Consider the following 26,119-nt stretch of genomic DNA (forward strand, 5'->3'; position numbering starts at 1 on the left):
AACGTGCCAAATCGGCCGAAGACGGCATGGCTGCGCCCTTGCGGCAGGTCGTCAAGGTCATCTGCCACAGGCGTTATGCTCCATGATGAGGCGGGCGACTCATCATGGAGCATGCCCTCGCCCCAACGCGAGACGCCCCCGCCGCGGGGCGAGGGCGTCGTCAGGTACGACGTCGCATGTCGTGTTCAGAAGTGTCGTTCAGAAGTGATAGGTAGCGCCCAGGCTGATGGCGTCGAAGTTATAGTTCGACTCGTCCAGGTAGCGCACGAAGTCGGCATCCATCGAGAGATTCGGCGTGAACGCATAGCTGGCGCCGCCGCCGTAGGAAACATCGCTCTCGGAGTCCTCGCTGCCGTCGAAATCGACCTCGGTGGCCCCCAGCAGGCCATAGATCTTGAAGCGTTGGGTGATCGGCAGCATGCCCTTGGCATAGCCGCCGGCCAGGTAATTCAGGTCCACCGGTCCGTCAGAGCCGCCGGTGCCCACATGCCCCTCAAGGGCGAAGTAGTCGTTGAAGGCCAAGCCGGCCCGCAGACGCAGGCCGGTACTGTCGAAGCTCCCCCTGCCATCCGGGTCCAGCTCCCAGAACAGCGCATCTCCGCCAAGGTAGAAGCTCGGCTGATAGCTCATGGGACTCTGGGCCTGGGCGGCGGTGACCGCGATCAGGCATGACGCGGCGACGGGAATCACGAAGGTCTTCATGATGATCCTCCAGTTGGGAAACAATGTTTCCCTGCGCATCGCCTAGTCTGGTACAAACCCCACCCCTTTGCCACGGCCAGGCTCTTGACCGGCGTCATGATATCGCCGAGCGCTGCACGCCAGCGCCACGCTAACGATGCTAGATTCGGCACGAGACCTCACGCACACGGCAGGGAACGTCCGCCAGATGCTCGACCCGATCCTGGTCATCAACTGCGGTTCCTCATCGCTCAAGTACGCCCTGGTGCCCGCCGAGCCGGATGCCCCGCGCCTCTCGGGGCTCGTCGAACGACTGGGCGGCGTCGACGCCCGGCTGGTCGGTACCGATACCCGGGGAGCCACCTTCGCCGAGGCAATGCCAGGCGCCGATCATCGGCAGGCCCTGGCCACCGTGCTGACGCGACTCGAGGGGGCAGCGCCGCTCGCGGTAGGCCATCGCGTCGTCCACGGCGGCGAGCGCTTCGTCGCCGCCACCCGGCTGGACGATGGCGTGCTGCGCGCCCTGGATGCCCTACGCGAACTCGCCCCGCTGCACCTGCCCGCCAACCTCGCGGGCATCGCGGCGACCCGCCGCCACTATCCCGGCCTGCCCCAGGTAGCGGTCTTCGACACCGCCTTTCACCGCACCCTGCCGCCGCGGGCCTATCGCTATGCCCTCCCCGAGTCGCTCTATCGCCGACACGGCATCCGCCGCTACGGCTTCCATGGCAGCAACCACGCCCATGTCAGCCGGCGCCTGGCGACGCTCAGCGGCACAGGCAACGGCGGCTGGCTGATCGCCCACCTGGGCAACGGTTGCTCGGCCTGTGCCGTCTGGCAGGGCGAAAGCGTCGATACCAGCATGGGGCTCACGCCCCTGGAGGGCCTGGTAATGGGCACCCGCAGCGGCGATGTCGATCCCGGGCTGCATTCGCACCTGGCCCGCCGCCTGGGCTGGTCGCTGGCGCGCATCGATCGCCTGCTCTATCACGAGAGCGGCCTGCTGGGCCTCTCGGGACTGTCCCACGACATGCGACGCCTGGAGCAGGCCGCCGCCGAGCATCACGAGGGCGCCCGCCTGGCCATCGAAGTATTCTGCTACCGTGTGGCCAAGGCCCTGGCCGCGCTTTCCTGTGCCCTGCCCCGCCTCGATGGCATCGCCTTCACCGGTGGCATCGGCGAGCATGCCGCCGCCGTGCGCGCCTCGGTCATCGCCCAGCTGCCTCATTTCGGCGCGCGCCTGGACGCCGCGGCCAACGCCGGCACCGTTGGCGGCCGCGGGGGTCGCATCGATGCCGGGCGGGGGCCCGAGCTGTGGGTGATCCCCGCCGACGAGGAGGCGCAGATCGCCGCCGAGACCCGGCGCCTGCTGGAGACCAGCCAGCCATGAACGATATCCGCACCCTCCTGCTGGTGCCCACCGACGCCGGCGTGGGCCTGACCTCGGCCAGCCTGGGGCTCGTCCGGGCGCTGGACAGCCTCGGCGTGCGCACCGCCTTCCTCAAGCCCTTCCGCCAGGACATGTCGGGCGACGACGCATCGCCCGGCGAGCCAGGGCTGGACCGCTCCTCGGCGCTGCTCGCTACCCTTCAGGGCCTGTCGCCCCCCGAGCCGCTGTCGCGGATGGAGCTCGAGCGCCTGCTGCGCGAGAACCGGCTCGACGACCTGATGGAGCAGGCGGTCGCCCGCCATGCCGCCCTGGCATCTCCCGAGACCGGGGCCACCCCGGCGTTGATCCTGGTCGAAGGACTCGCCCCTGGGCCCGAGGTGGGTTACGCAGCACGGCTCAACGCCGAGCTGGCGCGCGCCCTGGACGCCGAGATACTGCTGGTCGCCGATGGCCAACCGACAGAGGCAAAGGCGCTTGCGGAAAGGCTCGACCTGCACGCCCAGGCCATCGAGGACGAGGGCGGCCCTCGCTTGCTGGGCTGTTTGCTGATGCGGCTGCCGGACTCGGCATTCGGCGTCGAGGCGACGGCGACCATCGAAACATCCCCCGATGAGGCGCGTGAACGGCTCGATGCCTGGCGCCGACGCCTGGCCGACTTTGCCCCCGGGCTGCCGACGCTGGTCGGCGCCGTGCCCTTCCATCCGGCACTCAGCGCCCCACGCACCCTGGATGTGGCACGCGAGCTGGGCGCCCGCCTCCTGCACTTCGGCAAGGCCGCCGACCGACGCGTCCTGGGCATCACCCTCTGCGCGCGCCGCGCCGCCCATGCGCTCAACGCCTTCGGCCCGGGCGAGTTGATCGTCGCCCCCGGCGATCGTGACGACATTCTGCTGGCCACCGCACTAGCCACCATGAACGGCGTTCCGCTGGCGGGGCTGTTACTGACCCATGGCAACATTCCCGAGGGCCCGATCTTCGACGTCTGCCGACCGGCGCTGGAGAATGGGTTGCCCCTGCTGATAGTGGACGACGAAAGCCATGCCGCGGTCTGTCGGCTGGACCGGCTGAGCCATGACATCCCCGTCGACGACACGCCTAGAGCCGAACGCATGGCCCGCTTCGTGGCCGCCCACCTGGACCTGAACTGGCTCCGCGATACCCTGAGCCAGGGCGTGCCTCGCCACCTCTCGCCGGCGGCCTTCCGCCACCGTTTGATCACCCTTGCCCAGCAGGCACGCCGCCGCATCCTGCTACCCGAGGGTGATGAGCCCCGCGTGCTGGAGGCAGCGATCCGCTGTCAGCAGCGAGGCATCGCCGACTGCGTACTGCTCGGCCGACGCGATGCCATCGCCGAGGTGGCTCGTCGGCGGGGCCTGACGCTGCCCGACTCGCTGAACATCCTCGATCCCGACAGCGTACGTCTGCGCCTGGTCAAGCCCATGGTGGCCCGTCGGCGCGGCCGGCTCGACGCCCCGACCGCCGAGGCCCAGCTTCACGACAACGTGGTGCTGGGGACCATGCTGCTCGCCGAGGGCCGAGTGGACGGCCTGGTGGCGGGGGCCACCCACACCACGGCCAACACCCTGCGTCCCGCCTTCCAACTGATCGGCACCGCTCCCGGGTATCGACGCGTCTCCTCGATCTTCTTCATGCTGCTGCCCGAGCAGGTGGTGGTCTACGGCGACTGCGCCGTCAACACGACCCCGGACGCCGCCACGCTGGCCGATATCGCCCTGCAGAGCGCCCGCTCTGCCGCCGCGTTCGGCATCGAGCCAAGGGTGGCCATGCTCAGCTACTCCACCGGAGAGTCCGGACGCGGCACCGATGTCGACCGAGTGCGCGAGGCCACCCGGCTGGCCAGAGAGCGCGATCCAGGGCTGATCATCGACGGCCCGCTGCAGTACGACGCCGCGGCCATCGAAAGCGTCGCTCGCCAGAAGGCACCGGACTCGCCGGTGGCCGGTCGTGCCACGGTGTTCGTGTTCCCCGACCTCGACACCGGCAACACCACCTACAAGGCCGTCCAGCGCAGCGCCCACGTGCTCAGCGTCGGCCCGATGCTGCAAGGGCTGGCCAAACCGGTGAACGACCTCTCCCGGGGCGCCGAAGTCGACGACATCGTCTACACCATCGCCCTGACCGCCATCCAGGCGGGCCAGGGCAAGGGAATCGCGACGGCGGCGGGAATGAACGACGAACGCGGTGCCTAGGCCTCGCCTGCGATGCGCCCGGTCAAGGGAGACGAGGCCTCGGCCCGATCGCGACGCGGCATACGGCCGGCCAGATAGGCTCCGCGACCGCCCTCGACGGCCGCCTTCATGGCCCGGGCCATGGCCACCGGGTCACGGGCGTGGGCGATGGCCGAGTTCATCAGCACGGCGTCGCAGCCCAGCTCCATGGCGAAAGCCGCCTCGGATGCCGTGCCGATCCCGGCATCGATCAGTACCGGTACTGAGGCCCGCTCGATGATCAACCGGATGTTGTGGGGATTCTGGATCCCGCAGCCCGAACCGATCAGCGAGCCCAGCGGCATGATGGCGCAGCAACCCAGGGCTTCGAGTTCACGGGCCACGATGGGATCGTCGCTGGTGTAGGCCATGACGTCGAAACCGTCGGCGATCAAAGCCTCGGCGGCTTTGAGGGTCTCGACCACGTTGGGATACAGCGTAGTCTCGTCCCCCAGCACCTCGAGCTTGACCAGACGATGGCCATCCAGCAGTTCCCGCGCCAGGCGACAGGTGCGCACGGCGGCGCGGGCGTCGTAGCAGCCAGCGGTATTGGGCAGCAGGGTATAGCGCGACGGCGGTACCACCTCCAGCAGGGGCGGCTCGTCGTTGCCCTGCCCCAGGTCGGTGCGGCGCACCGCGAAAGTCACCATCTGCGTACCGCTGGCATCGAGGGCCTCTGCCGTCTGTTCGGCGTCGCGATACTTGCCGGTGCCGACCAGCAGGCGCGAGGTAAACTCGCGACCGGCGATGCGCAGCGGTTGATCTTGCTCGGCCATCCGCAATCTCCTCATTGAACGTGGGTCAGACGTCTCCACCCTCTTTCGGGCTCGGTCGTGCCGCGCCGTCGAGACGAAGGCCAATCCTCACAGGCTCGCCAGGCCGAAGTGAATGAAGGCCAGCACCAGCAGCAGCAGGAAGACGGTCTCGGCCACCATCAGGATCACCGGCTTCCAGCCCACCACGGCCAGCTTCTGGAAGGAGGTCTTGATGCCCAGTGCGGCAATCGCCGTGACCAGGCACCAGCGCGACATGGCGGTAAAGCCTTCGGTCACCATCGGCGGTATCCAACCGAGGCTGTTGACGATCACCAGAGCGACGAAGGCGACCAGGAAGCCCGGCAGCATCGGCACCTTGCCGCCACCCTCTTCGCGGCGATTGCGCCGGAACAGGAACATGAAGACCATCACCGCCGGCACGAGCATGGCCACCCGCAGTAGCTTGACGAAGGTCGACACGTCGCCGGTGCCCTCTGAGATCATGTAGCCGGCCCCGACCACCTGTGCCACATCATGAATGGTGCCCCCGAGGAAGATCCCGGCGTCGGTGTCGTTCAATCCCAGCACGCCGACGATCAGCGGATAGGTCACCATGGCCATGGTGGACAACGTGGTCACGCCGACCACGGTCATGATGGTATTGCGCTCGTGAGTAGCGTGGCGCGGCATCACCGCCGACAGCGCCAGCGCCGCCGAGGCCCCGCAGATCGCCACCGAACCGCCGGTGAGCAGCCCCATGTCCCGATCGAGCCCGAGCAGTCGCGCCAGCAGGGCCCCCATGGCGATGGTCAGCATGACTCCGCAGACCACGGTCAATACCGGCCCGATGCCTAGCTCGGCGACCTGCTCGATGGTAATGCGTACACCCAAAAGGGCGACCCCCAGTCGCAGCACCCGCTTCGCGGCAAATTCCACCCCGGCCAGGCAGCGACCTTCCTCGGAGAGAAAATGCAGGGTCATGCCGAACAACAGTGCATAAAGCAGCGTCGGCCCGCCGTAATGATCGGCGATAAAAGTCGTCGCAAGGGCGATGGTAATGCAGATCATCAAGCCCGGCATGATGCGCTGACATAGCGCCAGGAGGCCGGGCAAGGAGCGCTGGTCGTGCTCTGCCGTCGACAGGTCAGTGGTACCGTCGGTATCTCGATGCGTCATCTCGCTACCTTGTAAACCTTGGGACGAACGTCACCTCCCGCGACGACTCTCGCCCCTGCATTGTTGGAATAGGGATCCCATCAGGGAAACCAGTGGCGTCATTCCAGGACGCCAGGGCGATAAAGCGCCCATTGCCGGTGATACGGCCACATGGTGCATGGGCGAGGAACGGGAGGTTAGGACCAGTTAACGACTGGACTTAAGGCCAATCCCGGTGACGCCGCTGGGAAGCTACTCGCGGCGGCCATGAGCCTCCTTGATCATGTCCGAGGCCTTCTCCGCGATCATGATCGTGGGCGCGTTGGTATTCCCGGAGACGATCACCGGCATGATCGAGGCGTCCACGACACGCAGCCCCTCCAGACCATGAACGCGAAGCTGATCATCCACGACCGCAAGGGGATCGTGGCCCATCTTGCAGGTGCCGGCCGGGTGATAGATCGTCTGGCTGTGCTGGCGCGCCGCCTCGAGGAGTTCGGCATCGCTTTGATAGCGCGTACCGGGCACATACTCTTCGGTGATCACTGAGGCAAGTGCCTCCTGTTCGGCGATCCGACGCGCCATCTTGATCGCGTCGACCGCGACCCGGCAATCCTCCTCGGTAGCCAGATAATTGGGCCGGATCGAGGGATAGATGGCCGGATCAGGGCTCGTGATGCGAATCACGCCGCGGCTGGTGGGGCGAAGCTGGCAGACAGAGGAGGTGAAGGCGGAAAAGGAATGCACGCCCTCGGCAGGCTTGTCGGCAGACAGTGGCTGCATGTGGAACTGGATATCCGGACGATCCAGCGCCTCACGCGAACGAGCAAACACGCAAACCTGGCTGGCGGCAAGCGTCAGGGGCCCCGTGCGGGTCAGGAGATATTGGGTGCCCGCCGCCAGCTTTTTCAGAGGATGGCGTACCTCGTCGTTGAGAGTCCGACAGCGGGTCTTGAAGACCAGGCGAATCTGCAGGTGATCCTGCAGGTTCTCCCCCACTCCGGGCAACTCATGCCGACACGCGACTCCCACCTCCCGGAGATGCTCGGGATGTCCGATACCGGAGCACTGCAGGATCTGAGGCGATCCGATGGCCCCACTGCAAAGCACGACCTCACGCCTGGCTCGCACCCGTTCCAGACGCTCACCGCGCCGATATTCGACGCCTACCACACGCTTGCCTTCAAGCAAGATCCGTTGGCAGTGCGCCCGCTTGACGACGGTCAGGTTGGCTCGCTTCGCGGCCGGCCTCAGGAATGCCTTGGCCGTGGAACATCTGAGGCCTCTATAGGAGGTCTGCTGAAAATAGCCCACCCCCTCCTGGGTCGCCCCGTTGACATCACGGTTCTCGGGAATTCCGGCGGCCTTGGCGGCTTCGATGAAGCGTTCGGCGATCTCGCGTCGCAACCGAAGATCCGACACCTTCAACGGCCCCTCGGTGCCATGATAGGTATCGCCGCCGCGCTCCTGGCACTCGGATTTCTTGAAGTAAGGCAAGACCGAAGCGTAGTCCCAGCCCGCGTTTCCCGCCGCGGCCCAGTCATCGTAGTCCTGGCGCTGCCCGCGAATATACAGCAGACCGTTCAGTGAACTGGACCCCCCCAGCACCTTGCCACGGGGCCACTGCAGCCGACGACCGTTGATGCCTGCATCCGCGTCGGTGAGGTAGCACCAGTCGGTCGCGGGATTGTGCATTGTCTTGAAATAACCGACTGGCACATGGATCCAGGGATTCCAGTCAGCACCGCCCGCCTCCAGCAGCAAGACCTTGGCGGCGGAATCTTCACTCAGTCGATTGGCGAGTACGCAGCCAGCCGAACCAGCCCCCACGATGATGTAGTCAAAGGCTTCTTGCTTATAGGTTGTTGATTTCATAGCCATAACACCATATGAGACAAAAAGTCTCATTTATGCTGTACCTGAAGCCATGAATTGTCAATAACGAGACACTTTGTCTCATAAAGCTTGATAGTCTTTCTCGCCTGCCCTAGATTGAGACCGTTCTCCTCATTTCCACCAAGCAAAGAGGTGGGGAGTCCGGCACATGCCACCCACCATCCCATCAAAAATCCAATCACAAACACGGGAGCCCAGCTCATGAAAACACCGATCGGTCATGTTTCTCGTCGAGATTTCCTGAACATTTCGGGCCGCTTCGGCCTGACCTCCACCCTGATCGCCGCCTCTGGCCTGGGAGCAGGACTCACGGCCAGCACTTTGGCCCGGGCCACGGAGCAAGAGCAGCAACGTCGCTACCAGACCGAGCCAAAGTTTCAGCTCCGGTTTGGCGCATCGGGGTTCAACCAACGCAACCTGGATATCCAGAAGTCGGGGCAGCTGTTCTTTGCCCGTGACCTGGAGGAACGCACCAATGGCGCCATTCGGGTGGAGTTCATGGGGAGCAATGAAGTCTGCAATCAGCTCGACTGCGTCAGCAAGGCCCAGCAGGGCATCGTCGATATCTTCTCCGCCTCGACTCAGAACTCTGCGGGAGGGGCTCCCTATCTCAACATTCTCGACTTCGCCTACATGTTCCCGAGCGTCGCCTCGATGTTCCACTTCTTCTACGACAGGCGCAGCGAGACCCTGCTACGCGAGCCGCTGCGCCAGCGCCACAACCTGCAGTTCCTGTTCACCCACTGCGACCTGCGGGGGATCATGCTGGGCCTGAAATGGCAGGACGAACCGCTGGTTACCAGTCTCGAGCAGATCCAGGGAACCAAGAACCGCGTTACCGGCACGCAGCTCGGTCGCATCGCCATGGAGCAACTGGGACTCAACCCCGTCCCCGTGGCCTGGGAGGAAACCCTCGACGGGCTCCGTCAGGGCCTGCTAGACGGAGCGGAGACCTGGATGAGTGCGGTGGCCTATGCAGGCATGGCGCCCGTCGTATCCCAGGCCGTGGACCTGAGATTCTTTGCCGGCACCGAGCATACGGCAATGAACCTCTCCAAGTTCGAGAGCCTGGGAAGCGAGTTGCAGGATCAGGTCATGGAATCGGCTTACTGTGCCCAGATCTTCACGCAGGGTATGAACGAGGCGGGTCGCTACCAGATCGTAGGGGCAACCGAGCATCCTGCCGACAACACGGTCTTCGCCAAGAACAACGTTCGGGTCGCTCCTCTTTCGGATGCCGAACGCGACAAGGCCGAGAAACTGTGCTCGCCGGAATTCAACCCCGAGCCTTGGGAACAGTGGCGAGAACGGCTTAATGCATGGGCAGGTGGCATCGATATCTATAAGGAAATTCACGGCATTGCCCGCGAAATTCCGCGTGACATGGCGACAGCCAATGTCAAGCCTCAGCGCTGGTGGAAAGGCTAAACCGGAGGCAGACGATGGCAAATCACGATTACCAGAACGCTCAGCCAGCCTCGAGATGGCTATCGCCGCTCGGCTGGCTGGATGACAATCTTGAAAAGTGCATCATCCTCCTATCTTACACGGGGATGTCCGGCATCATATTCGTGGAGGTGATTCGTCGCTTCCTCTTCAATGTCCAGGCTCCCTGGAGCACCAGCATTCCCATTCTTTTATTCCTTTGGCTGACATGGTTCGGCGCCTCACTCAACGTCAAGAACCGTACTCACCTGTCGCTAAACGAGATTCGCATGCGTCTGCCCTATACGGGGCAGTTTATCTGCCTGGTGTTGGATGCCGTTCTCTGGATCGGCTTCGGGCTCATGGTGATCAACTTCACCATCGACCAAGTTCAACTGGCCTACAACAACTTCGCTATAGTACCGGGCACGGACAACGTCATGCAGTGGTGGTTCTACCTGGCGACTCCCGCGGCCTGGGTGCTGATTATCTATCGGGTGCTGCAAAACCTCTTCTCTGACTGGCAACGCTTTCGTTCGCGCGAGCCTTTCAACCTCCAACCCTCGATAATGGATTAGGAGGAAACATCATGACAGATGGACTTCTCATTGGTCTTATTACAGCAGGGGTGACACTATTCTTCCTGCTGGGAGTACCTATCTTTCTGGTCATCGGATTATGGGTGGTAGGCACCAGCATGGTCATCGACTTTACCCTGGCCAACGTTGGTGTGACGCTATTCCAGGGCCTGAGCTTCTTCGGCCTTCTTGCCCTGCCTCTCTTCATCCTGACCGGCGACCTGATCAATGCGGCGGGGATTGCCAAAAGACTGTCCGACTTCGCCTACTCAGTACTCGGCTGGCTTCGCGGTGGCATGGGCATGGCCACGCTGGGTGCCTGCGGGCTATTTGCCGCGATATCGGGTTCCAATGCCGGCACCACGGCAACCATCGGCTCGATCATGCAGCCCGAGATGAAGAAGAACGGCTACGATGATAGATTCTCGGCGGCCACCGCAGCGTCGGGGGGCACCGTTGGCATCATCATTCCGCCGAGCATTATCTTCATCGTCTACGGCTTCATGATGAACCTGTCGATCAGCGACCTGTTCATCGCCGGCATGATTCCCGGTGCCATGATGGTTATCGGGATGATGGTCGCCTGCCACCTGGTGGCCCGCCGTCATGGCTGGGGCACCCTCATTCCCTTCGAGATCAAGAAAAGTGCCGGCTTCGCCCGCAAGGCCTATCTGGGATTCGCCACCATCGGTGTCGTGCTGTATGGCATCTACTCGGGCAAGTTCTCGCCGACTGAAGCCGCCGCCATCACGGTCGGCTTCACCCTGATCGCGGGGCTATTGATCACGAAAGAGATCAGCATCTCTCGACTTCCCAGCATCATGCTACGCTCCGGGCAGATCGCCGGCATGCTGGCGCCGCTGATCGCCATCTCGGTGGTGATGCAACAGCTCCTTTCCGTGCTGGGGGCCGGCAAGATCCTCGAAGGACTCCTGAATGACCTGGGCAGTTACTACGCCATCCTGGGGGCCTGCATGGTCTTGATTCTCCTGGCGGGAATGATTCTCGAGAGCCTGCCTGTCACGATCATCCTAGCCCCGATACTGGCACCTATCGCACAGAGCGCTGGCGTGGACCCCATTCATTTCTCCGTCATTTTCCTGGTGGGGGCGGCCATCGGATTCGTGACACCACCGTTTGGCCTCAACCTCTACGTGGCGAGCAGCATCACCGGCATCCCCTACCTGAGGCTGGTTCGTTTCGTGATACCGTATTTCATCGCCCTCATAACCTGCTGGATCGCGATCTCTCTATGGCCACCACTATCCCTGTTCCTGGTCAACCTCTGACACCGGCATTTTGCAGCAGGCCTCGCGGGGCCTGCTGCGTTATCATAGGAAGGAGCCACTGCCCAGGGAGAGAGTCGTAAGGAATCCCCATGTCCAAAGAGAACGCCACCAATACCACCCTCCTGCGAGCCATTACATTGATGGAGGAGATCGCCACGGCCGAGCACAGCATGAGCGCTGCGGATCTCGACAAGCGACTGGACATCCCAAAGCCGACGATTCATCGCCTGATCAAGCAGCTCGAGGAACAGCAGTTGATCACTCGTGACCTGGACGGACGCCATCTGCTTCCCGGTCCACGGCTGCATCGCATGGCTATGGGGACCCTGGCCAATGAGAGCCTCAAAGCACCGCGAAGAATGCTGCTGGAACGCTTGGCCAGGGAAGTAGGCGAAACCTGCAATTTGACACTGCTCGATGGGCACCAGGTGCTCTACTACGATCGAGTGGAAACCAACTGGCCGGTACGCATACAGCTGGCCCCCGGATCACGACTGCCTCTACACAGCACTGCCAGCGGCAAGCTGTTTCTCGCCCTGATGCCCCCGCAACGACGCCGCGACCTGCTGTCGAGCCTGCTCCTGGAGGCCCACACTCCCTATACCCTGACATCGGCTTCCGCCCTCGAGGAGCAGCTCGCCCAGATCGCCCGAGATCAGTTGAGCACCGATAACGAGGAGTTCATACAAGGCATGGTCGCCATCGCCGTTCCGATCTTCGGTCATGTGGGCCACACGCAGGCCACCCTGGCGATCCATGCCCCCCGACTGCGCCATTCCATCGAGTCGTTGATGGACTGGGCCCCTTTGATGCGTCAGGTGGCTGCCGAACTCGAAGAAACCCTCTAGCGCGTTTCACTCCCTGCTGGCCGGCACCACCACCACCGGTACCCTCGCCCGCTTGATCACGCCCTTGGTGACCTTGCCCGCGTAGGTGGCGGTAAAAGTGCGCTTGTTGGCGGCCAGCACGATCATGTCGCTCCCCGTGCGTTTGGCAAAGTGCGCGATCACCGACGCCGGGTAGCCTTCCAGCACGCTTCGCGACAGCTGGCGATCGCCATAGGCCTCACACAGCTCGGGGTGCTGTTGCCAGAAGGTCTCGATGCAGCGATCGAGATCTGCGCCGGCCTGGTCAAGCCGCTGCTGCATCAATCCTCCAAGCACTTCGCGATCGCGAATGTTGACCTTCAGTGTGTTGACCACGTCGTTGGAAAGTGACTTGACCGCATGGAGAACATGCAGCTCGGCACCGGTGGCCAGCGACAGCCCTACGGCCCTGTCGAGGACTGGATCGCAATCGCCGCGCAGCCCCAGACAGCAAAGGATTCGGCGGATACCATGAGTCATGATGCCTCCTCACCGAACAAGGGCATGCCAGCCCCTGCCCGGCCTCAATGGATGTTGGCCGGCTAGTAACCCAGTACCCGGGGCAGCCAGAGCGAGACTTGCGGGAAGTAGGCGATGATGAACAGCGCCACGATGGAGGCGCCGGCGAAAGGAAGCGCCTTCAGGGAGATCTCCTCGATGGATGAACCGCCGATCCCCGAGGCGACGAACAGATTCTCCCCCAGCGGCGGCGTCTGGAAGCCGATAGCCAGGGCACAGACCACCACGATCCCTACGTGCACCGGATCCATGCCGAGCATGTACATGATCGGCAGCAGCACCGGTGTGAGGATCATGATCGCCGCCAATGTCTCCATGAACATGCCCACGAACAGCAGGAAGAAGATGATCATTGCCCAGATGGCGTAGATGTTATCGGTGACGCCCAACATGACCTCGGCGATGTAGGCCGGCACCTGCTGCTCCACCAGCAGGCGCCCGAAGACGGTCGCCGTGAACAGGATCAGCAGTACCCGGCCGGTAATCCAGGTGGTCGTCTCGAGGGTTCTCAGCGCCGGTTTCCATTCCAGCTCCCGGTGCAGGAAGACACCGACGAGCAGCGTGTAGAAGATCGCCACGATGGCCGATTCGGTGGGCGTGAACAGCCCGCTGTAGATGCCCCCCAGGATGATGATCGGTGCCAGCATCGACCAGATGCCCCGGCGCAGGGTCCGCCGAATCTGTTCGAAGGACCAGTGGTCGGTCAGGCCACGGTAGCCACGATGTCGTGAGATCAGGAAATTGATCAGCAGCAGGCAGCCAGCGATCACCACGCCAGGCATGATACCGGCGATGAACAGCTTGGGAATCGACAGCGTCTGGAAGGCGCCGTACTCGGCCACCGCCTCGGGAGGCGGCTGCAGGCCCATGCCGGAAATGCCGAAGATCACCATGGGAATCGACGGTGGAATGACGACCCCAAGCCCCCCCGAAGAGGCCGTGATGGCCGAGCCATAGCCCTTGTCGTAACCACGATTGGCCATGGCCGGGATCATCAGCATGCCCACCGCTGCCGTGGTGGCCGGCCCGGATCCCGAGATCGCGCCGAAGAACATGCAGGCGAACACCGTCGCCGCGGCCAAGCCACCGGTTATGGGACCGGCAAAGGCTTCGGCGATATCCACCAGGCGCTTGGAGATTCCTGCGGCTTCCATGAGCGCACCGGCCAGGATGAACGCCGGCAAGGCCATCAGCGGGAAAGAGCCCACCGACGTGAAGGCGATCTGCACGAACGCCATGGGATTCTCGCCCAGGCTCAGATAAGTGGCCAAGGCGGCCACGCCCAACGATACGGTAATGGGTGCCCCGATCACCAACAACAGGAAAAAGGCACCGAAAAGCACATAGACAATCGTGGGATCCATGATTATTGCTCCCGCGGCTGAGGACCATCGCCCGTCGCGTCGTTGGCGCTTTTCATTTGCTCGACCTCTTGGGAGTCGGGGTCGACGAGGTCGACTTTCCTGACGAACTTCAGATAATTGTTCTGGAGAATGCGTAGCGTCATGGCAACGAAGGCGATGGGCAGGATCAGATAGAAGTACTTCATCGGAATACCCAGGGTCTGGGACTTCCAGAAGGCATTCATCTTGTTGAAGACGAAGTCATAGCTCAGGTAGATGAAGACGGCGTTGAAACCGATCCAGATGAGATCGGTCAGCACGGCACACAAGCTCTCTACCCAACGCGGCAGGAACTTGAACTGGAAGGTCACCCGATTGTGCGCCGACATCTTGGTGGCGTAGACCGCCCCCAGATAGGCGAACCACACGAAAGCGTAGGTCGCCAGCTCATCGCCCCAGGGAAGCGAGTAACTGAACAGGTTCCTGAGCACGATCTGGGCGAACAGCAGGATGACGAACGACACCAGGAGCAACTGACAGATGATGCTCTCCAGGTTGTCCAGGACCTTGAAGATGGCTCGAAGCATGGAAGGAATCTCCCCTGATGATCAGGCTGCCGATGACGGCTCCCCGCCCTATTCCGGAGGGGGCGGGGAGCACTGCATGCCGTGATGGCGGAGAGCCTACTCGGCCGGAGCCGGCTCGCGCCCGAGCGCTGCCAGCACCTCGTCGAGCTTTTCCTTGCCACCGATGCTGTCGTAGAAATCGGGCCAGATGCCGGTGGCCAGATCGATCCACTCCTGCTCGTCGTTGGCCGGCTGGATGATCTCCATGCCATGCTCTTCGGTCAGCCGGTGCTTGATGTCGGCCTCGGTCTCGATCAGGTAGTCGTAGCTGTGTTTAGTGGCTTCCTGGCCCGCCTCCAGTACCAGTTCCTGTGTCTCGGGGCTGAGGCTCTGGAACTTGCCTTCGCTGATGATCAGCGGCTCCAGGGAGAACACGTAGCAGCTGTCGGTGACGTAGTCCTGCACCTCGTAGAACTTCATGGCATCGATGGTGATGTAGGGGTTGTCCTGACCATCGACGACACCCTGCTGAAGGGCAGTGAATGTTTCCGACCAGGCCAGCGGGCTGGGGTTGACGCCCCAGGCCTGGTAGGCGGAGATCATGATCTCGTTCTTGGGCACCCGGATGTTGAGACCGTCCAGATCGGCGGGTGAGGCCACCGGTCGAGCCGAGTTGGTCAGGCGGCGACAGCCGGAATAGGCCCACCCCAGGATGCGTACCCCGGCGTCGCGGATGGTGTTCTGGGTGAGTTCCTCGCCGACCTCACCCTGGGTCAGGGTCCGGGCGTCCTCGGGACCCTGGATGACATATGGCAGAGTCATCACCCCGACGGTCGGTGAGAAGGGGGTGATGTTGTTGATGGCCAGAACCGACAGGTCGAGCAGCCCCATGCTGGCATTGTTGACCGTGTCCTGTTCACTCCCGAGCTGACCATTGGGAAACAGCTTCACGGTCACCTCGCCGTCAGTCTTCTCCTCGATGAGCTCGGCGAAGGTGGTGCCCAGCTCGTACTGGGTGCCGCCCGCAGCATCACCGAGGGCCATCTTCCACTCGTCGGCCATGGCGTTGCCACTAAGAGCCAGGCCTGCGGCGGACGCTGCCACGGGAATGATCAGTTTCTGGATACGCATAGTGATCTCCAAGCCTTGTTATTGTCGTGAAGGGACAGAACGATTACGTGTCCCGGTGATCGGCATGGCCCAGCGCTGGTTCCACCGACCTCCTGGCTCCACCACGCTTCGCCATATCCTGATTACCACGTTCTACGCACTCGCCCGGCGGGCCACTAGAACCAGTAGGGCTCCATCGATTGGACCAGCCATAACACTCTGGCAGCGCAAGGGAAAATGCCATGACATTGGTCTGCGTACCAGGCTCGTTGCGGCCTGGGACTATGTCATAATCGACGACCATCGACAGCCACCCTCTTTCTTCAAGCGGCGAGACAACAACTCCATGAGCCAGCTACTCTTCCATCTCGACCCTGATCTGCCGGAAAGCCTCCAACGCCAACTGAGAGAACAGATCGCGCGCGCCATCCTCGATGGCCACCTGCCCCTGGAAAAGGCGCTGCCGTCGAGCCGCAAGCTGGCCAAGGAACTCAACGTCGCCCGGAACACCGTGATGCTGGCCTACGAACAGCTACTCGACGATGGTTACCTGATCGCCAAGAAACGCAGTGGCTACTTCGTCAATCCCGAGATCCTCGAAGGCCGTGCCGAGAAGCCGGTGCGTCTCAACGACATCGATGCCGAACGCCTGCCCTGGGAAGAGCTGCTGACCATGCATCCCTCACGGCAGACCACCATCAGCAAGCCCAGCGACTGGCATCGCTACGACTACCCCTTCCTCTACGGCCAGATCGACCCCGAGCTCTTCCCTACCCAGCACTGGCGGGAGTGCAGCCGCGACTCCATGAGCGTTCCGGCGATTCGAAGCTGGGCGGTGGACCATCTCAACGATGACGACCCACTGCTGATCGAACAGATCCACAAGCGCCTGCTGCCTCGCCGCGGCGTGTGGGCCGATCCCGATGAGATCCTGGTCACGGTCGGCGCCCAGCAGGCGCTGTGGATCACCTGCATGCTGCTGCTCAAGCAAGGACGACGCTTCGGCATGGAAAATCCCGGCTATGTCGACATGTACAACATCGCCAGTACCTTCACCGACGACATCCATTTGCTGCCGGTAGACGATCAGGGAATGCGCCTGGAAGACGGCATCGCCGGCTGTCAACTCATCTACGCCACCCCCAGCCACCAAGCACCGACCACGGTCACCATGCCGCTGGAACGCCGCCGTCAGCTACTGGACATGGCCGAGACCGACAACTTCCTGATCGTCGAGGACGACTACGAGAGCGAGACCAACTACCTGGAGAATCCTACGCCGGCCCTGAAGAGCCTGGATCGCCACAACCGGGTGATCTACGTGGGCAGCCTCTCCAAGACCCTGGCACCCGGCCTGCGGCTAGGCTACATGGTCGGGCCGCCGGCGCTGATCCGCGAGGCCCGGGCGCTGCGCCGGCTGATGCTGCGCCACCCGCCGACCAATAACCAGCGCGCGGTGGCGCTGTTCCTCGATCGTGGCTACCACGACGCGCTGCTGCGCCAGATCCACCAGACCTTTCACCGCCGCTGGCAGCGCATGGGCGAGGCCCTGTCCCGCCACATGCCGCAGTCCTCGGTGCCCTCCACCTACGGTGGCTCCTGCTACTGGGTACAGGGCCCCGTGGGACTCGACTCCCGTGAACTCCAGCGCCTGGCCGCCGAGCGAGGCATCCTCATCGAGAGCGGCGATATCCACTTCTTCGACGCCCCACGGCGCGAGTACTTCCGATTGGGATTCTCGGCGATCCCCGAGTCGCGCATCGAGGCCGGCATCGAGCAGCTGGCGGCGCTGATTCCTCAGGCCGTGACGCGATGACGTCTCGGCAGCGATGCCACAGCGCTGACCTCCCGCCAGCCCTTACAAGACGGCCCCCATGCTTTCCCCATCCTCCAAGCTTGCCAGGGTCGCCACCAGCGCCTCGAAGCGAGGTCCCGCCCGGCCGATGCAGACCAGTTGGCAGCGCCCGTCGCGAGCGGGCGCCGGCCGGTAGCTAAGGCGTCTGCCACTGAACTGCAACAACTGGCGCTGCTGGCGACCGAGACAATAGACAAAGCCCTTGGCGCGCAGCAGAACATCGCCGTAGCCGGTCAGGATATCGCCGAGGCGATCCGGGTCTACGGCATGCGGCATCGCGAGGCTGGCCGATCGCCAGCCTCGCTGCGAAGCGACATCGTGGTACAGATGCCCGGCTGCCACGACCGGTGATGCGATCGAGCACTCCTCGGTCGGTGCGCCAGCCTGCCCACCTCCCATATCGTGGATGCTCGCCGCCGCGTTCAGCCGCCTGAGTTCGCCCAGGCAAGCTTGCGGATCGTGGGCTGCGGAGAGCCGATTGACCAGAATCCGCGTCGCGGCCTGTATCTGAGCACGCCATGTGTCACCGATCAGCGGATCGCGGCAGTTCAGGTCAATTCGCCCACCATCCACCAGGCACACCACCTCCTCTAGCATCAGGCGGTGGGAGACCCGAGCGAGGTCGGCGATGCGCGCGGGATCGGCGACGCCGCTGGTTTCGATGAACACGGCCCGAGGCGCTTCCCGGAGGCGCATGGCCTTGGCCAGCCGCTCGGCCAGGGTGCCGCCCAGGGTGCAACAGATGCAGCCGTTGGTGAGCTGGATCATCTGCTCGTCTCGATAGTCGATCAGCTCGGCATCAATGTTGATGTCGCCGAAGTCGTTGATCACGATCAGGGAGTTCTCGGGAATCCCCCCACGAATCAGCGCGTTGAGATAGGTCGTCTTGCCGGCTCCGAGAAAGCCTCCGATCACCGTCATCGGCGCTCTGTACATCTCACTCGGCCTCATGCACCCGCCCTCCCAGTACCGTTGCCGTCACTCGGATCTCCTTCAGGGCGTCCGGGGCAGAGGCCAAAGGATCGCGATCGAGCGCAACCATGTCGGCAAACTTGCCGATCTCGAGGCTACCCACCAGATGGTCCAGACGCAGCGTGTAGGCCGCGCCAAGCGTAATCATCTCCAGGGCATCCCGTACCGAAAGACGCTCGTGCTCGCCGAGCACCCGCCCGGTGGCCGTTTCGCGCGCCACCGCACACCAGGCGGTGAACAACGGCCCCAGCGGCGTAACCGGAGCATCACTGTGAATGGCAGTGGGAATGCCCAACCGCCTGGCGCTGGCCAGCGGCTCCAGCCGCTGGCAGCGCTCGTGGCCGAGAGTGCGCTGACGATGAATGTCCCCCCAGTAATAAAGATGATTGGCGAACATGTTCAGGCACAGGCCCTGGGCCGCGGCCCGACGCAGCTGAGCGTGGTCGATCACCTGGCAGTGCTGGAGCGTATGGCGATGATCGCACCTGGGCCAGAACACCAGCGCGCCCTCCAGTGCCTCCAGCATCAGTTCCACTGCCTCATCGCCGTTAGTATGTATGTGCAGCTGGAGCCCGGCCTGGTGATAGGCCTCGACCATCTCCTTGAGCGTCTCAGGCGGCGCATTCCAGATACCGTTGGCGTGCCCATCGTGATAGTGGGGCCACTTCAGGCGCGCGGTATAACCCTGGATGGAGCCGTCGGTCATCAGCTTGACCGAGCCGAAATGGAGCTTGTCATTGCCTTGCTCGAGGCACCCTTGAAGGCGCTGGATGCCCTCGTCCACCGGCCAGGCCAGCGCCGCCATGGCCGGCACCAGGCGCACCGGATAGTCGTCTTCGCGGGTCACGGCCTTGAGGGCCGCGATACCTTCGTCGGTCAATGGATTGTAGAGGTCGGTGATGGTGGTCACCCCGGCATTGCGCGCGACACGGCCGTATCGCCACAGCGTCTCCGGTGCCCCGACCGTCTCGAACAGATTCATGCCCAGGGTCTCGAAGACGACATGCATGGCGGCCATCTCCTGGAGTTCGCCGGTCAGGCTTCCATCGTCGTCCACCATGATGCCCTCGACATCGACGTGCCGCTGGAGACCCGCCAGTTCCAGCATCGCCGAATTGACGGTCATGACATGTAGGCTGGCATGCAGGATGACCAGCGGCCGGTCGCTGACCGCCTCATCCAGCCGACGGCGATCGAGCCTCGCCCCCTCGAAGTAGACCGGATCGAAGCCCCAGGCGATCAATGGCTGGTGGGGCGGCAGCAGCTCAGCCTGCTCGCGAAGCAGCACCTGAACCGCCGCGAGGCTCTGGGCGCCCGCCCAGCGTCGACCGTCGGGATCGCGACGCGGAAAATAGCCCAGGTAAGGGTACTCCCACATGGTGCCTTCCAGGGCGTGACTGTGCCCCTCTACGAATCCCGGCATCAAGCAACGGTCAGCGAAACGCTCGTCCCACTGCGTGTCGGAAAACGCCTGCATCGCCTCCAGGTCCCCCACCGCCAGGATACGCCCATCGCGCACGGCAATATGCGTTGCCTCGGGCTGGGAAGGATTCATGGTCAGGATGCGCCGGGCGGCGAAAACGGTAATGGTCATGAGGCAACCTCCTCGCGAGACTTACCGGCACCCGCCGTTGCCGGACGCCGCCGCAGCATCAGCGGCACCATCGCCAGAAACGCCAGTGCCGTGCCGCCGAACACGCCGAGATAGCCCCAGCCCCCTAGGGCAGGCACCATCGGGGCGAAAACGAACAGGATGTGAAAGTTGGTGACGATGATCGCCAGATTGAAAAAGGCCAGTTCCTTGGGGACCGTGGTGCTGAAGTCGGCATCCATCATGCGCAGCAGAAGCAGGCCGGTACCGGTCGAACCGCAGCAGCAGCCGAACGCGGTCAAGGCACGCTCGTGACCCAGTTGGCCGCTCAGGCGCCCGAGCCCCAGGCAGCCGATCAAGGTCGCCAGGGTAACGGCCAGGGTGACCAACAGGATCGGGGTCAACAGCGCATACAGTACGGCGAACTGAATGCTCATCAGCGTGCCCACCACCATGAAATCCACCGACGAGCCGGTGATCCGCTTGAGGCTCTCGTCGTCGACGTAGGACGCGAGCCCCGCCTTGTCGATGACCAGCCGCATCAATACGCAGACCCCGAGACCGTGCAGGAAGAACAGGTTGTGGCTGAACAGCACGCCCAGATTGATGCCCCAAGGCTGGGCATCGGCGATCAGTCCCTGCATGAACAGCAGCCAGCAGTGAGTGATGACATAGGCCACCGCCAGCAGGCCCAGATGATAGGCCAGTGAGTCGAGGCTCGCCGGGTGCGACACCATCCTGCCCATCTCAGGACGCTCGCGCTCGGCGAAGAAGCCGGCCCGAAAGTTGTCATCTAGCCTGGAGGCCTGATTGGCATTGAGGCCCTGCGCGATGAAGCGTCGTGCCAGCGGCACCCCGACGGCGAAGGCGACCAGGAATCCCAGCGAGGCGAAGATCAGCCCCACCTGGGCGGCATGCTCGATGCCGTAGCTGTCTTCCCAGAGCCCTCCGTAGGTCAGCGCCTGCCCGGGCCCCTGGGTGAAGCCATGGGTCACCAGAGCCCCCAGCCAGGCGCTGACACCGGCACCGGTCAAGGCATCGTAGCCGCGGATCACCAGGTAGCCGATCATCCCTTGGAGGCCAAGGCTGATGGTCCAGATCAGGGTCAACCAGATGCCGCCGCGCACGATGCCACCACTCCCCAGCGCGGGCTGCCTGCCACGTCCGGTCAGGCACAGCGACATGAAACTCAGAGTGAAGAAATGGAAGGTCAAGGCCGTGAAGTCGGCCGGGGCGAAGCCCGGGATCCAGCCGAGTGACAATAAGGCAAAGCCCAGCAGGCCACCGAGGATGCTCGACGGCACCAGCATGTTGCGAAACAGCGGCACGCGATTGCGCAGCACACCGCCAATCACCAGCATACCGGCCAGCAGCGCGAACGCGATCACGCCATGGAAGGTATCTTGCATATCGCCCTTCTCCTTATGCTTGTTATGTGACCCGAGGCCGGGTGTCAGGCAAACGACGCGCCCCGCCCTCGACATGCTCAAGCTAGGCAAGCCAATGTGGCTTGTATAATATCAATTATCGAACAACTGATACTTTCAGGGCATCATAATGCGGATCGACATGCGTCACCTCCACGCCTACCTGGCCGTCGCCGAGATGCTGCATTTTCGCCAGGCCGCCGAACGCCTCAACCTGGCGCAACCGGCGCTGAGTCGCACGATCCGGCAGTTGGAAGACGCCATTGGCGAGCAGCTTCTGGAGCGCGACAATCGCAACGTCACACTCACCGAACCGGGGCGGGTGTTTCTGGAGGAGTGCCGGCTCCTCATCGGCCAGCTGGATACGGCGGTACTCAAGACACAGCGGGCGGGACTCGGCGAGGTGGGCCGTCTGCGCATCGGCTACACGGATTTCGCCATCACCGGGCATTTGCCCGAACTCCTCGAGGAGTTCAAGGCACGTCAGCCCGACATCCGCTTCGACCTCTCCTTCGGTTCTACCCAGGAGCAGCTCGAACAGCTACATGACGAGCGCATCGATTTCGCCTTCGTCACAGGGCCCAATGTGGCGGCTGACCTCGTCACCACGACCATCCAGCGCGATGGCTTCATCGCCCTGGTCAGCGATGAGCATCGGCTGGCGGCCAGGACGGCCATCGACCTGCAGGAGCTGGCCGACGAGCCTTTCATCGTAGGCTCGATCGAGCGCTGGAAGCATTTTCGGCGACACCTGGATGCGCTGTGCATGTCAGCCGGCTTTCTGCCGCGGGTGGCGCAGGAAACCTTCAACAGCGAAGGCATCTTCGGCTTCGTCGCCGCCAACTTCGGGGTCACCATTCACCTGGAATGCGCCAGGAATTACATCCGCAAGGGTGTGACGCCGCTGGCGATCCGCAACGCCCCCCAGTACCTGGAAACGCAAGCCGCCTGGTGTATCTCCCCCATGACGCCCGTGAAACGACGTTTCGCCGAATTCATCGCCGCGAACGCTGTCTAGCGAGGCTCGATGCACTGCCCTTGGCCGCCTGAGCGTCGGCCAAGGGCAGGATCACAGCACCTCGTCCTTCAGGTAATACCAGCGATACAGCAAACGCTGGCCGACGCGCCGGAAGGGGGCGAAGGCAGGCGACTCGATCGTGTCACGCACGTTGGGGAACGGCAGCCGGGAGGTGAAGATCGGCAGCTCCAGCGACGTGCCGTGACCGGCGATCCACTGCGCCAGGCGGCGCCCGGCCTGGGCCGAGTACATCACGCCGTTACCGCCGTAGCCCAGGGCGTAGTAGACCGTCTCCTTGGCATCGGGCTGGTGGATGCGCGGCATCATGTCGTGGCTGACGTCTACCCAGCCCCACCATGAGTAGTCGACCTGGATGCCCTCCAGCGCGGGAAACTTGCGATGCATGTCGCCGATCAGCAGAGCCTCGTACTTTTTCTGCGGCGCGTCACGGCCGGTGATCGCGCTGCGGCTGCCGATCTGCAGGCGGTTGTCCGGCAGCAGGCGATAGTAGTGGCGCAGAATCCGGGTATCGGTGATCACCTGGCGCGTGCGCAGGCTGCAGGCCTCGAGCTCCTCGCTGGTCAGCGGCCGGGTGACGATCGAGTTCGACAGGATCGGCAGCAGACGATTCTTGAGCTCTCGATGCAGGCTCTGGGAGGTATAGCCACCGGTGGCGATCCCCACCGCCCGGGCCTTGACCGTGCCTCCCGGGGTGGTCAGGTAATGCACGCCGCCACGGGTCTCGAAGCGCTGTACCGGGCTTGCCGGATGCACCTTGACGCCCAGCGCACGAGCCTTCTTCAGGTAGCCGAACGCCAGCTTGCCGGCGTGAATGCCGATACCCTCGGGCTCGTGCATTGCCCCGGCCGCCTCCCGGTCGCCGATCCACTCGCGCTTGACGGTATCCGCATCGAGGATTCGGGCATCGTAGTCGAAGGTCTCCCTCAGCAGCCTGGCTTCCTTCTCCAGGCCCGGCATCACCTTGTCGCGATGCGCCACATAGAGGTGTCCACCGGGCTGTGGGTCGCAGTCGATATCCTTGATCAATCCCTTGAAGGTGTCCATGGCATCCAGGCACTCGCGATGCAGCTTGAGCGCCGTGTCGAGGCCATAGCGCTGGATCCACTGGGAGCGCTTGAGGCGCCCGGAGGCGCACTGTGCCTGCCCGCCGTTGCGAGTCGAGCAGCCCCAACTGCTGCGGTTGGCTTCCAGCACCGTGGCCTTGATGCCATATTCCTGGGCCAGGAAGATGGCGGCGGTCAGCCCGGTGAAACCGGAACCGATGATGACGACATCGGCATCCGTGTCCTGCGTGATCGGGCCATCGTCCACGGGAGGCTCGCCGGCCGTGCCGATCCAGTAGGTGGGTGCATAGTCTCGACCCACCCCGGGCGTTGCGCTCTTGAGCGGATCATAGGCCGGATCATACGGCTGGTCAGGCGGGGTCGCCTGTCCCGTCGCCCTGCTGGCGTTGGGCATTATCGTCTCCATGATCGAACTCCTCGCAGTCGGATGCCGTGGTTCGGTCCTCGCCGGATCAGGCGTTGACGGGCGGACGGTTCTTGCGGAAAGCGTTCTTCACCGCGATCTTGCCGTCGCGGAAGGTGAACGCGTCGATCATGCGGGCCTCGCTGCGCACGCCATCGGTGGTGGTGCCCTTGTAGGTGGACTCGGTGAAGCCCTTGTCGCCGATTACGTGATGCTCGGCGTCGACCCAGCAGGCATCGGGCGCGGTCTTCCAGGCGTTCTGCAGCCCTTCGCGCACTTCCGCCTGGCCCACGAAGCTCTTGCCCTGCAGGTTCGAACCGGCGATGGCATGGAAGACGCAGTCCTCGGTCATCATGGCCATGACGGCATCGATGTCATGGCGGTTCAGGGCGTCGCTGAAGGCCTGGAGGAAGGCAGTATCGGGTTGGCTCATCTCGGTCTCCTGAGCGTTGTCGTTGTGAAGTGAAGAGAGACAGTGGACAGGGCCAGTGGCTCTCGGCCCCATCGCTAACGAGCCTACTGATCCCGCCGGCGCGGCATTAGCGCCAGTTGCCGGCGGGATATTGGGCCAGCCTCGCGACCTGGCTCAGCCAGTCGCGGCCAGTACATCTGCTGCGGCGAGGCGCGCAGCCGGCTGAAACGGCATCGGGTCAAGGATCGCCGGGCGCCCCAGCAGCTGGTCAACCAGCAGCCGCGTGGCGGCCGGGGCCAGCACCAGGCCATTGCGATAGTGGCCGGCGTTGACGAACAGGCCCGCCACGCCGGGAATCTCACCGATGAAGGGCAGGCCATCGGGCGCCCCCGGCCGCAGCCCCGACCAGTGATGCTCGACCTCGCACTCGGCCAGCGCCGGCAGCATGGACACCGCGCTGGCCTGCAACGATTCGCGAGCCTCACGGGTGGGCGTCTTGTCGAAGCCGGCCTCTTCCAGGGTCGAGCCCACCAGCACGCGGCCATCGGCGCGGGGGATCAGGTAGCGCCCGCCGCTCAGCACCACCCGCTCCAGCCACTGCCGGCTACCGGTCACGGTCGGTGTCTTGAAGACCATCATCTGCCCCTTGACCGGCCTGACCGGCAAGGCGATGCCCAGAGGCGCCAGAAGCTGGGCCGTCCAGGCCCCGCCGCACAGAACCACCCGGCCGGCCGTGAAGCGCCCGGCGGCAGTATCGACGCCCTGGATACGACCGCGCTCCACCACCAGCCGCTCGACCGGGCAGTGCTCGTGCAGGGCGATGCCCGGAAGAGCCTGCAGCATGGCGCGCAGCGCCTGGCCCAGCCGGGGGTTGCGCAGGCTGCCCAGAGTGGGCATCCACAGCCCGCCCTCGAGACCTTCGGCCAGCCGTGGTTCCCGGGCATAGACGGCATAGGCATCGATCCGGCTCAGGGGCTTGTCGACGCGTCCTGCCCAGGCCATGGCCTGGGGCGCGTCCTCCAGGTCGAGGTAGAGCAGCCCCTGGCGGCGAAATTCCGGGTCGATGCCGGTCGCCTCGGCCAGGAGTCCCGCCAGGTGGGGATAGCGGCCCTCCGACCAGCTCGCCAGCTGCGAGATGGGGGCCGAATGCCGCCAGGGATAGAGCGGCGAGACGATGCCGCCCCCGGCCCAGGAGGCCTCGCCGCCGCAGGTCCCACGTTCCACGAGGGTCACCTCGTGACCGGCCTCGGCCAGTTGCCAGGCGGTCATCATGCCGATGACGCCGCCACCGATGATCAGAAAGTCCTTCATGGTCGTCTCCTCGACACCGTCGTTGTAGAAAGCCATGTCGCAGGCATGAAAAAGCCCCGGCCTGGCGTGTCGTCGCCGGTGAGGCCGAGGCTTGAGTGGGCGTCAGCTCAGCAAGGGAGCGGCGCCGACCGAGTTACACGTAGTCCTGGTACTTCTCCAGCAGCCGCACCGGCTTCTTCAGGGCGTCGCGGCGGAAGGGGTCGCCCAGCTCGCGGGTGCACATGATCTCCAGGATGCAGGTCTT

General features: G+C 63.8%; 22 protein-coding genes. 8 read left to right on the top strand and 14 right to left on the bottom strand.

Going from position 1 to position 26,119, the window contains the following annotated elements:
• Positions 1 to 198: 198 nt before the first annotated feature.
• Positions 199 to 702 carry a porin family protein gene (locus FHR96_RS10750; protein WP_183387681.1) on the bottom strand — a complete coding sequence of 168 codons (504 nt, stop codon included), beginning with the start codon at positions 700 to 702 and terminating at the stop codon, positions 199 to 201.
• Between the two features lie 187 nt (positions 703 to 889).
• Here FHR96_RS10750 and FHR96_RS10755 point away from each other — a divergent pair, with 187 nt between their 5' ends.
• Entirely contained in the window at positions 890 to 2,071 is a 1,182-nt protein-coding gene (locus tag FHR96_RS10755) for an acetate/propionate family kinase (protein WP_183387682.1), read from the top strand.
• Positions 2,068 to 4,281, top strand: coding sequence for a phosphate acetyltransferase (gene pta / locus FHR96_RS10760; protein WP_183387683.1), 2,214 nt, complete (start codon positions 2,068 to 2,070; stop codon positions 4,279 to 4,281). Before FHR96_RS10755 ends, pta begins: the two co-directional genes overlap by 4 nt.
• On the opposite strand, the gene FHR96_RS10765 is transcribed toward pta, so the two are convergent.
• The 3 genes from FHR96_RS10765 to FHR96_RS10775 all read right to left on the bottom strand — a co-directional run bounded on the left by FHR96_RS10765 (position 4,278) and on the right by FHR96_RS10775 (position 8,090).
• Entirely contained in the window at positions 4,278 to 5,075 is a 798-nt protein-coding gene (locus FHR96_RS10765; RefSeq protein WP_183387684.1) for a thiazole synthase, read from the bottom strand. The two genes, pta and FHR96_RS10765, sit on opposite strands and share 4 nt — an antisense overlap.
• A gap of 87 nt (positions 5,076 to 5,162) precedes the next feature.
• On the bottom strand, positions 5,163 to 6,230 hold the full coding sequence (locus tag FHR96_RS10770) for a YeiH family protein (RefSeq protein WP_183387685.1): 1,068 nt from the start codon (positions 6,228 to 6,230) through the stop codon (positions 5,163 to 5,165).
• A 231-nt stretch (positions 6,231 to 6,461) separates the two neighbouring features.
• Complete coding sequence (locus tag FHR96_RS10775; RefSeq protein ID WP_425485674.1) at positions 6,462 to 8,090, bottom strand: GMC family oxidoreductase; 1,629 nt, start codon at positions 8,088 to 8,090, stop codon at positions 6,462 to 6,464.
• Between the two features lie 216 nt (positions 8,091 to 8,306).
• Between FHR96_RS10775 and FHR96_RS10780 the strand changes: the two genes are divergently transcribed.
• From FHR96_RS10780 to FHR96_RS10795, 4 genes are all read left to right on the top strand, one after another.
• Entirely contained in the window at positions 8,307 to 9,533 is a 1,227-nt protein-coding gene (locus FHR96_RS10780; RefSeq protein ID WP_183387687.1) for a TRAP transporter substrate-binding protein, read from the top strand.
• A 14-nt stretch (positions 9,534 to 9,547) separates the two neighbouring features.
• On the top strand, positions 9,548 to 10,108 hold the full coding sequence (locus FHR96_RS10785) for a TRAP transporter small permease (RefSeq protein ID WP_183387688.1): 561 nt from the start codon (positions 9,548 to 9,550) through the stop codon (positions 10,106 to 10,108).
• 11 nt (positions 10,109 to 10,119) lie between these two features.
• The gene (locus tag FHR96_RS10790) at positions 10,120 to 11,397 is read left to right on the top strand and encodes a TRAP transporter large permease (protein ID WP_183387689.1); all 1,278 of its coding nucleotides are present in this window, start codon (positions 10,120 to 10,122) and stop codon (positions 11,395 to 11,397) included.
• 89 nt (positions 11,398 to 11,486) lie between these two features.
• Entirely contained in the window at positions 11,487 to 12,245 is a 759-nt protein-coding gene (locus tag FHR96_RS10795; protein ID WP_183387690.1) for an IclR family transcriptional regulator, read from the top strand.
• 6 nt (positions 12,246 to 12,251) lie between these two features.
• On the opposite strand, the gene FHR96_RS10800 is transcribed toward FHR96_RS10795, so the two are convergent.
• The 4 genes from FHR96_RS10800 to FHR96_RS10815 form a co-directional block, all read right to left on the bottom strand.
• Positions 12,252 to 12,743, bottom strand: coding sequence for a universal stress protein (locus FHR96_RS10800; protein ID WP_183387691.1), 492 nt, complete (start codon positions 12,741 to 12,743; stop codon positions 12,252 to 12,254).
• 62 nt (positions 12,744 to 12,805) lie between these two features.
• Positions 12,806 to 14,146, bottom strand: a complete 1,341-nt coding sequence (locus tag FHR96_RS10805) for a TRAP transporter large permease (protein WP_183387692.1) — start codon at positions 14,144 to 14,146, stop codon at positions 12,806 to 12,808.
• Between the two features lie 2 nt (positions 14,147 to 14,148).
• The gene (locus FHR96_RS10810) at positions 14,149 to 14,712 is read right to left on the bottom strand and encodes a TRAP transporter small permease (protein ID WP_183387693.1); all 564 of its coding nucleotides are present in this window, start codon (positions 14,710 to 14,712) and stop codon (positions 14,149 to 14,151) included.
• Positions 14,713 to 14,808: 96 nt separating this feature from the next.
• The gene (locus tag FHR96_RS10815) at positions 14,809 to 15,822 is read right to left on the bottom strand and encodes a TRAP transporter substrate-binding protein (RefSeq protein WP_183387694.1); all 1,014 of its coding nucleotides are present in this window, start codon (positions 15,820 to 15,822) and stop codon (positions 14,809 to 14,811) included.
• 325 nt (positions 15,823 to 16,147) lie between these two features.
• Here FHR96_RS10815 and pdxR point away from each other — a divergent pair, with 325 nt between their 5' ends.
• Positions 16,148 to 17,617, top strand: coding sequence for a MocR-like pyridoxine biosynthesis transcription factor PdxR (pdxR, locus tag FHR96_RS10820; protein WP_183387695.1), 1,470 nt, complete (start codon positions 16,148 to 16,150; stop codon positions 17,615 to 17,617).
• 42 nt (positions 17,618 to 17,659) lie between these two features.
• On the opposite strand, the gene FHR96_RS10825 is transcribed toward pdxR, so the two are convergent.
• From FHR96_RS10825 to FHR96_RS10835, 3 genes are read right to left on the bottom strand one after another with little or no spacing between them, the layout of a single operon-like run.
• A complete protein-coding gene (locus tag FHR96_RS10825; protein WP_183387696.1) occupies positions 17,660 to 18,577 on the bottom strand; it encodes a CobW family GTP-binding protein in 918 nt (305 codons plus the stop codon).
• Positions 18,578 to 18,593: 16 nt separating this feature from the next.
• Positions 18,594 to 20,222 carry an amidohydrolase gene (locus FHR96_RS10830; RefSeq protein ID WP_183387697.1) on the bottom strand — a complete coding sequence of 543 codons (1,629 nt, stop codon included), beginning with the start codon at positions 20,220 to 20,222 and terminating at the stop codon, positions 18,594 to 18,596.
• Positions 20,219 to 21,628 (bottom strand): sodium/glutamate symporter, encoded by a 1,410-nt coding sequence (locus FHR96_RS10835; protein ID WP_183387698.1) that lies wholly within the window; start codon positions 21,626 to 21,628, stop codon positions 20,219 to 20,221. The genes FHR96_RS10830 and FHR96_RS10835 overlap by 4 nt, the downstream gene beginning before the upstream one ends.
• 160 nt (positions 21,629 to 21,788) lie before the next feature.
• On the opposite strand from FHR96_RS10835, the gene FHR96_RS10840 reads away from it, so the two are divergent.
• Entirely contained in the window at positions 21,789 to 22,664 is an 876-nt protein-coding gene (locus FHR96_RS10840; protein WP_221195776.1) for a LysR family transcriptional regulator, read from the top strand.
• Between the two features lie 51 nt (positions 22,665 to 22,715).
• On the opposite strand, the gene FHR96_RS10845 is transcribed toward FHR96_RS10840, so the two are convergent.
• The 3 genes from FHR96_RS10845 to thiO all read right to left on the bottom strand — a co-directional run bounded on the left by FHR96_RS10845 (position 22,716) and on the right by thiO (position 25,875).
• Positions 22,716 to 24,155 (bottom strand): NAD(P)/FAD-dependent oxidoreductase, encoded by a 1,440-nt coding sequence (locus FHR96_RS10845; RefSeq protein WP_183387700.1) that lies wholly within the window; start codon positions 24,153 to 24,155, stop codon positions 22,716 to 22,718.
• Between the two features lie 46 nt (positions 24,156 to 24,201).
• Positions 24,202 to 24,585: a nuclear transport factor 2 family protein gene (locus FHR96_RS10850; RefSeq protein ID WP_183387701.1), complete on the bottom strand. Its 384-nt coding sequence runs from the start codon at positions 24,583 to 24,585 to the stop codon at positions 24,202 to 24,204.
• A gap of 153 nt (positions 24,586 to 24,738) precedes the next feature.
• On the bottom strand, positions 24,739 to 25,875 hold the full coding sequence (gene thiO, locus FHR96_RS10855) for a glycine oxidase ThiO (RefSeq protein WP_183387702.1): 1,137 nt from the start codon (positions 25,873 to 25,875) through the stop codon (positions 24,739 to 24,741).
• Between the last annotated feature and the right edge of the window lie 244 nt (positions 25,876 to 26,119).

The organism is Halomonas organivorans (genome assembly GCF_014192055.1).
GTDB lineage: Bacteria > Pseudomonadota > Gammaproteobacteria > Pseudomonadales > Halomonadaceae > Halomonas > Halomonas organivorans.

Coding starts and splice junctions, on each gene's coding strand:
- FHR96_RS10750 (WP_183387681.1), bottom strand. CDS start 702: ATGAAGACCTTCGTGATTCCCGTCGCCGCGTCATGCCTGATCGCGGTC.
- FHR96_RS10755 (WP_183387682.1), top strand. CDS start 890: ATGCTCGACCCGATCCTGGTCATCAACTGCGGTTCCTCATCGCTCAAG.
- pta (WP_183387683.1), top strand. CDS start 2,068: ATGAACGATATCCGCACCCTCCTGCTGGTGCCCACCGACGCCGGCGTG.
- FHR96_RS10765 (WP_183387684.1), bottom strand. CDS start 5,075: ATGGCCGAGCAAGATCAACCGCTGCGCATCGCCGGTCGCGAGTTTACC.
- FHR96_RS10770 (WP_183387685.1), bottom strand. CDS start 6,230: ATGACGCATCGAGATACCGACGGTACCACTGACCTGTCGACGGCAGAG.
- FHR96_RS10775 (WP_425485674.1), bottom strand. CDS start 8,090: ATGGCTATGAAATCAACAACCTATAAGCAAGAAGCCTTTGACTACATC.
- FHR96_RS10780 (WP_183387687.1), top strand. CDS start 8,307: ATGAAAACACCGATCGGTCATGTTTCTCGTCGAGATTTCCTGAACATT.
- FHR96_RS10785 (WP_183387688.1), top strand. CDS start 9,548: ATGGCAAATCACGATTACCAGAACGCTCAGCCAGCCTCGAGATGGCTA.
- FHR96_RS10790 (WP_183387689.1), top strand. CDS start 10,120: ATGACAGATGGACTTCTCATTGGTCTTATTACAGCAGGGGTGACACTA.
- FHR96_RS10795 (WP_183387690.1), top strand. CDS start 11,487: ATGTCCAAAGAGAACGCCACCAATACCACCCTCCTGCGAGCCATTACA.
- FHR96_RS10800 (WP_183387691.1), bottom strand. CDS start 12,743: ATGACTCATGGTATCCGCCGAATCCTTTGCTGTCTGGGGCTGCGCGGC.
- FHR96_RS10805 (WP_183387692.1), bottom strand. CDS start 14,146: ATGGATCCCACGATTGTCTATGTGCTTTTCGGTGCCTTTTTCCTGTTG.
- FHR96_RS10810 (WP_183387693.1), bottom strand. CDS start 14,712: ATGCTTCGAGCCATCTTCAAGGTCCTGGACAACCTGGAGAGCATCATC.
- FHR96_RS10815 (WP_183387694.1), bottom strand. CDS start 15,822: ATGCGTATCCAGAAACTGATCATTCCCGTGGCAGCGTCCGCCGCAGGC.
- pdxR (WP_183387695.1), top strand. CDS start 16,148: ATGAGCCAGCTACTCTTCCATCTCGACCCTGATCTGCCGGAAAGCCTC.
- FHR96_RS10825 (WP_183387696.1), bottom strand. CDS start 18,577: ATGACGGTGATCGGAGGCTTTCTCGGAGCCGGCAAGACGACCTATCTC.
- FHR96_RS10830 (WP_183387697.1), bottom strand. CDS start 20,222: ATGACCATTACCGTTTTCGCCGCCCGGCGCATCCTGACCATGAATCCT.
- FHR96_RS10835 (WP_183387698.1), bottom strand. CDS start 21,628: ATGCAAGATACCTTCCATGGCGTGATCGCGTTCGCGCTGCTGGCCGGT.
- FHR96_RS10840 (WP_221195776.1), top strand. CDS start 21,789: ATGCGTCACCTCCACGCCTACCTGGCCGTCGCCGAGATGCTGCATTTT.
- FHR96_RS10845 (WP_183387700.1), bottom strand. CDS start 24,155: ATGGAGACGATAATGCCCAACGCCAGCAGGGCGACGGGACAGGCGACC.
- FHR96_RS10850 (WP_183387701.1), bottom strand. CDS start 24,585: ATGAGCCAACCCGATACTGCCTTCCTCCAGGCCTTCAGCGACGCCCTG.
- thiO (WP_183387702.1), bottom strand. CDS start 25,875: ATGAAGGACTTTCTGATCATCGGTGGCGGCGTCATCGGCATGATGACC.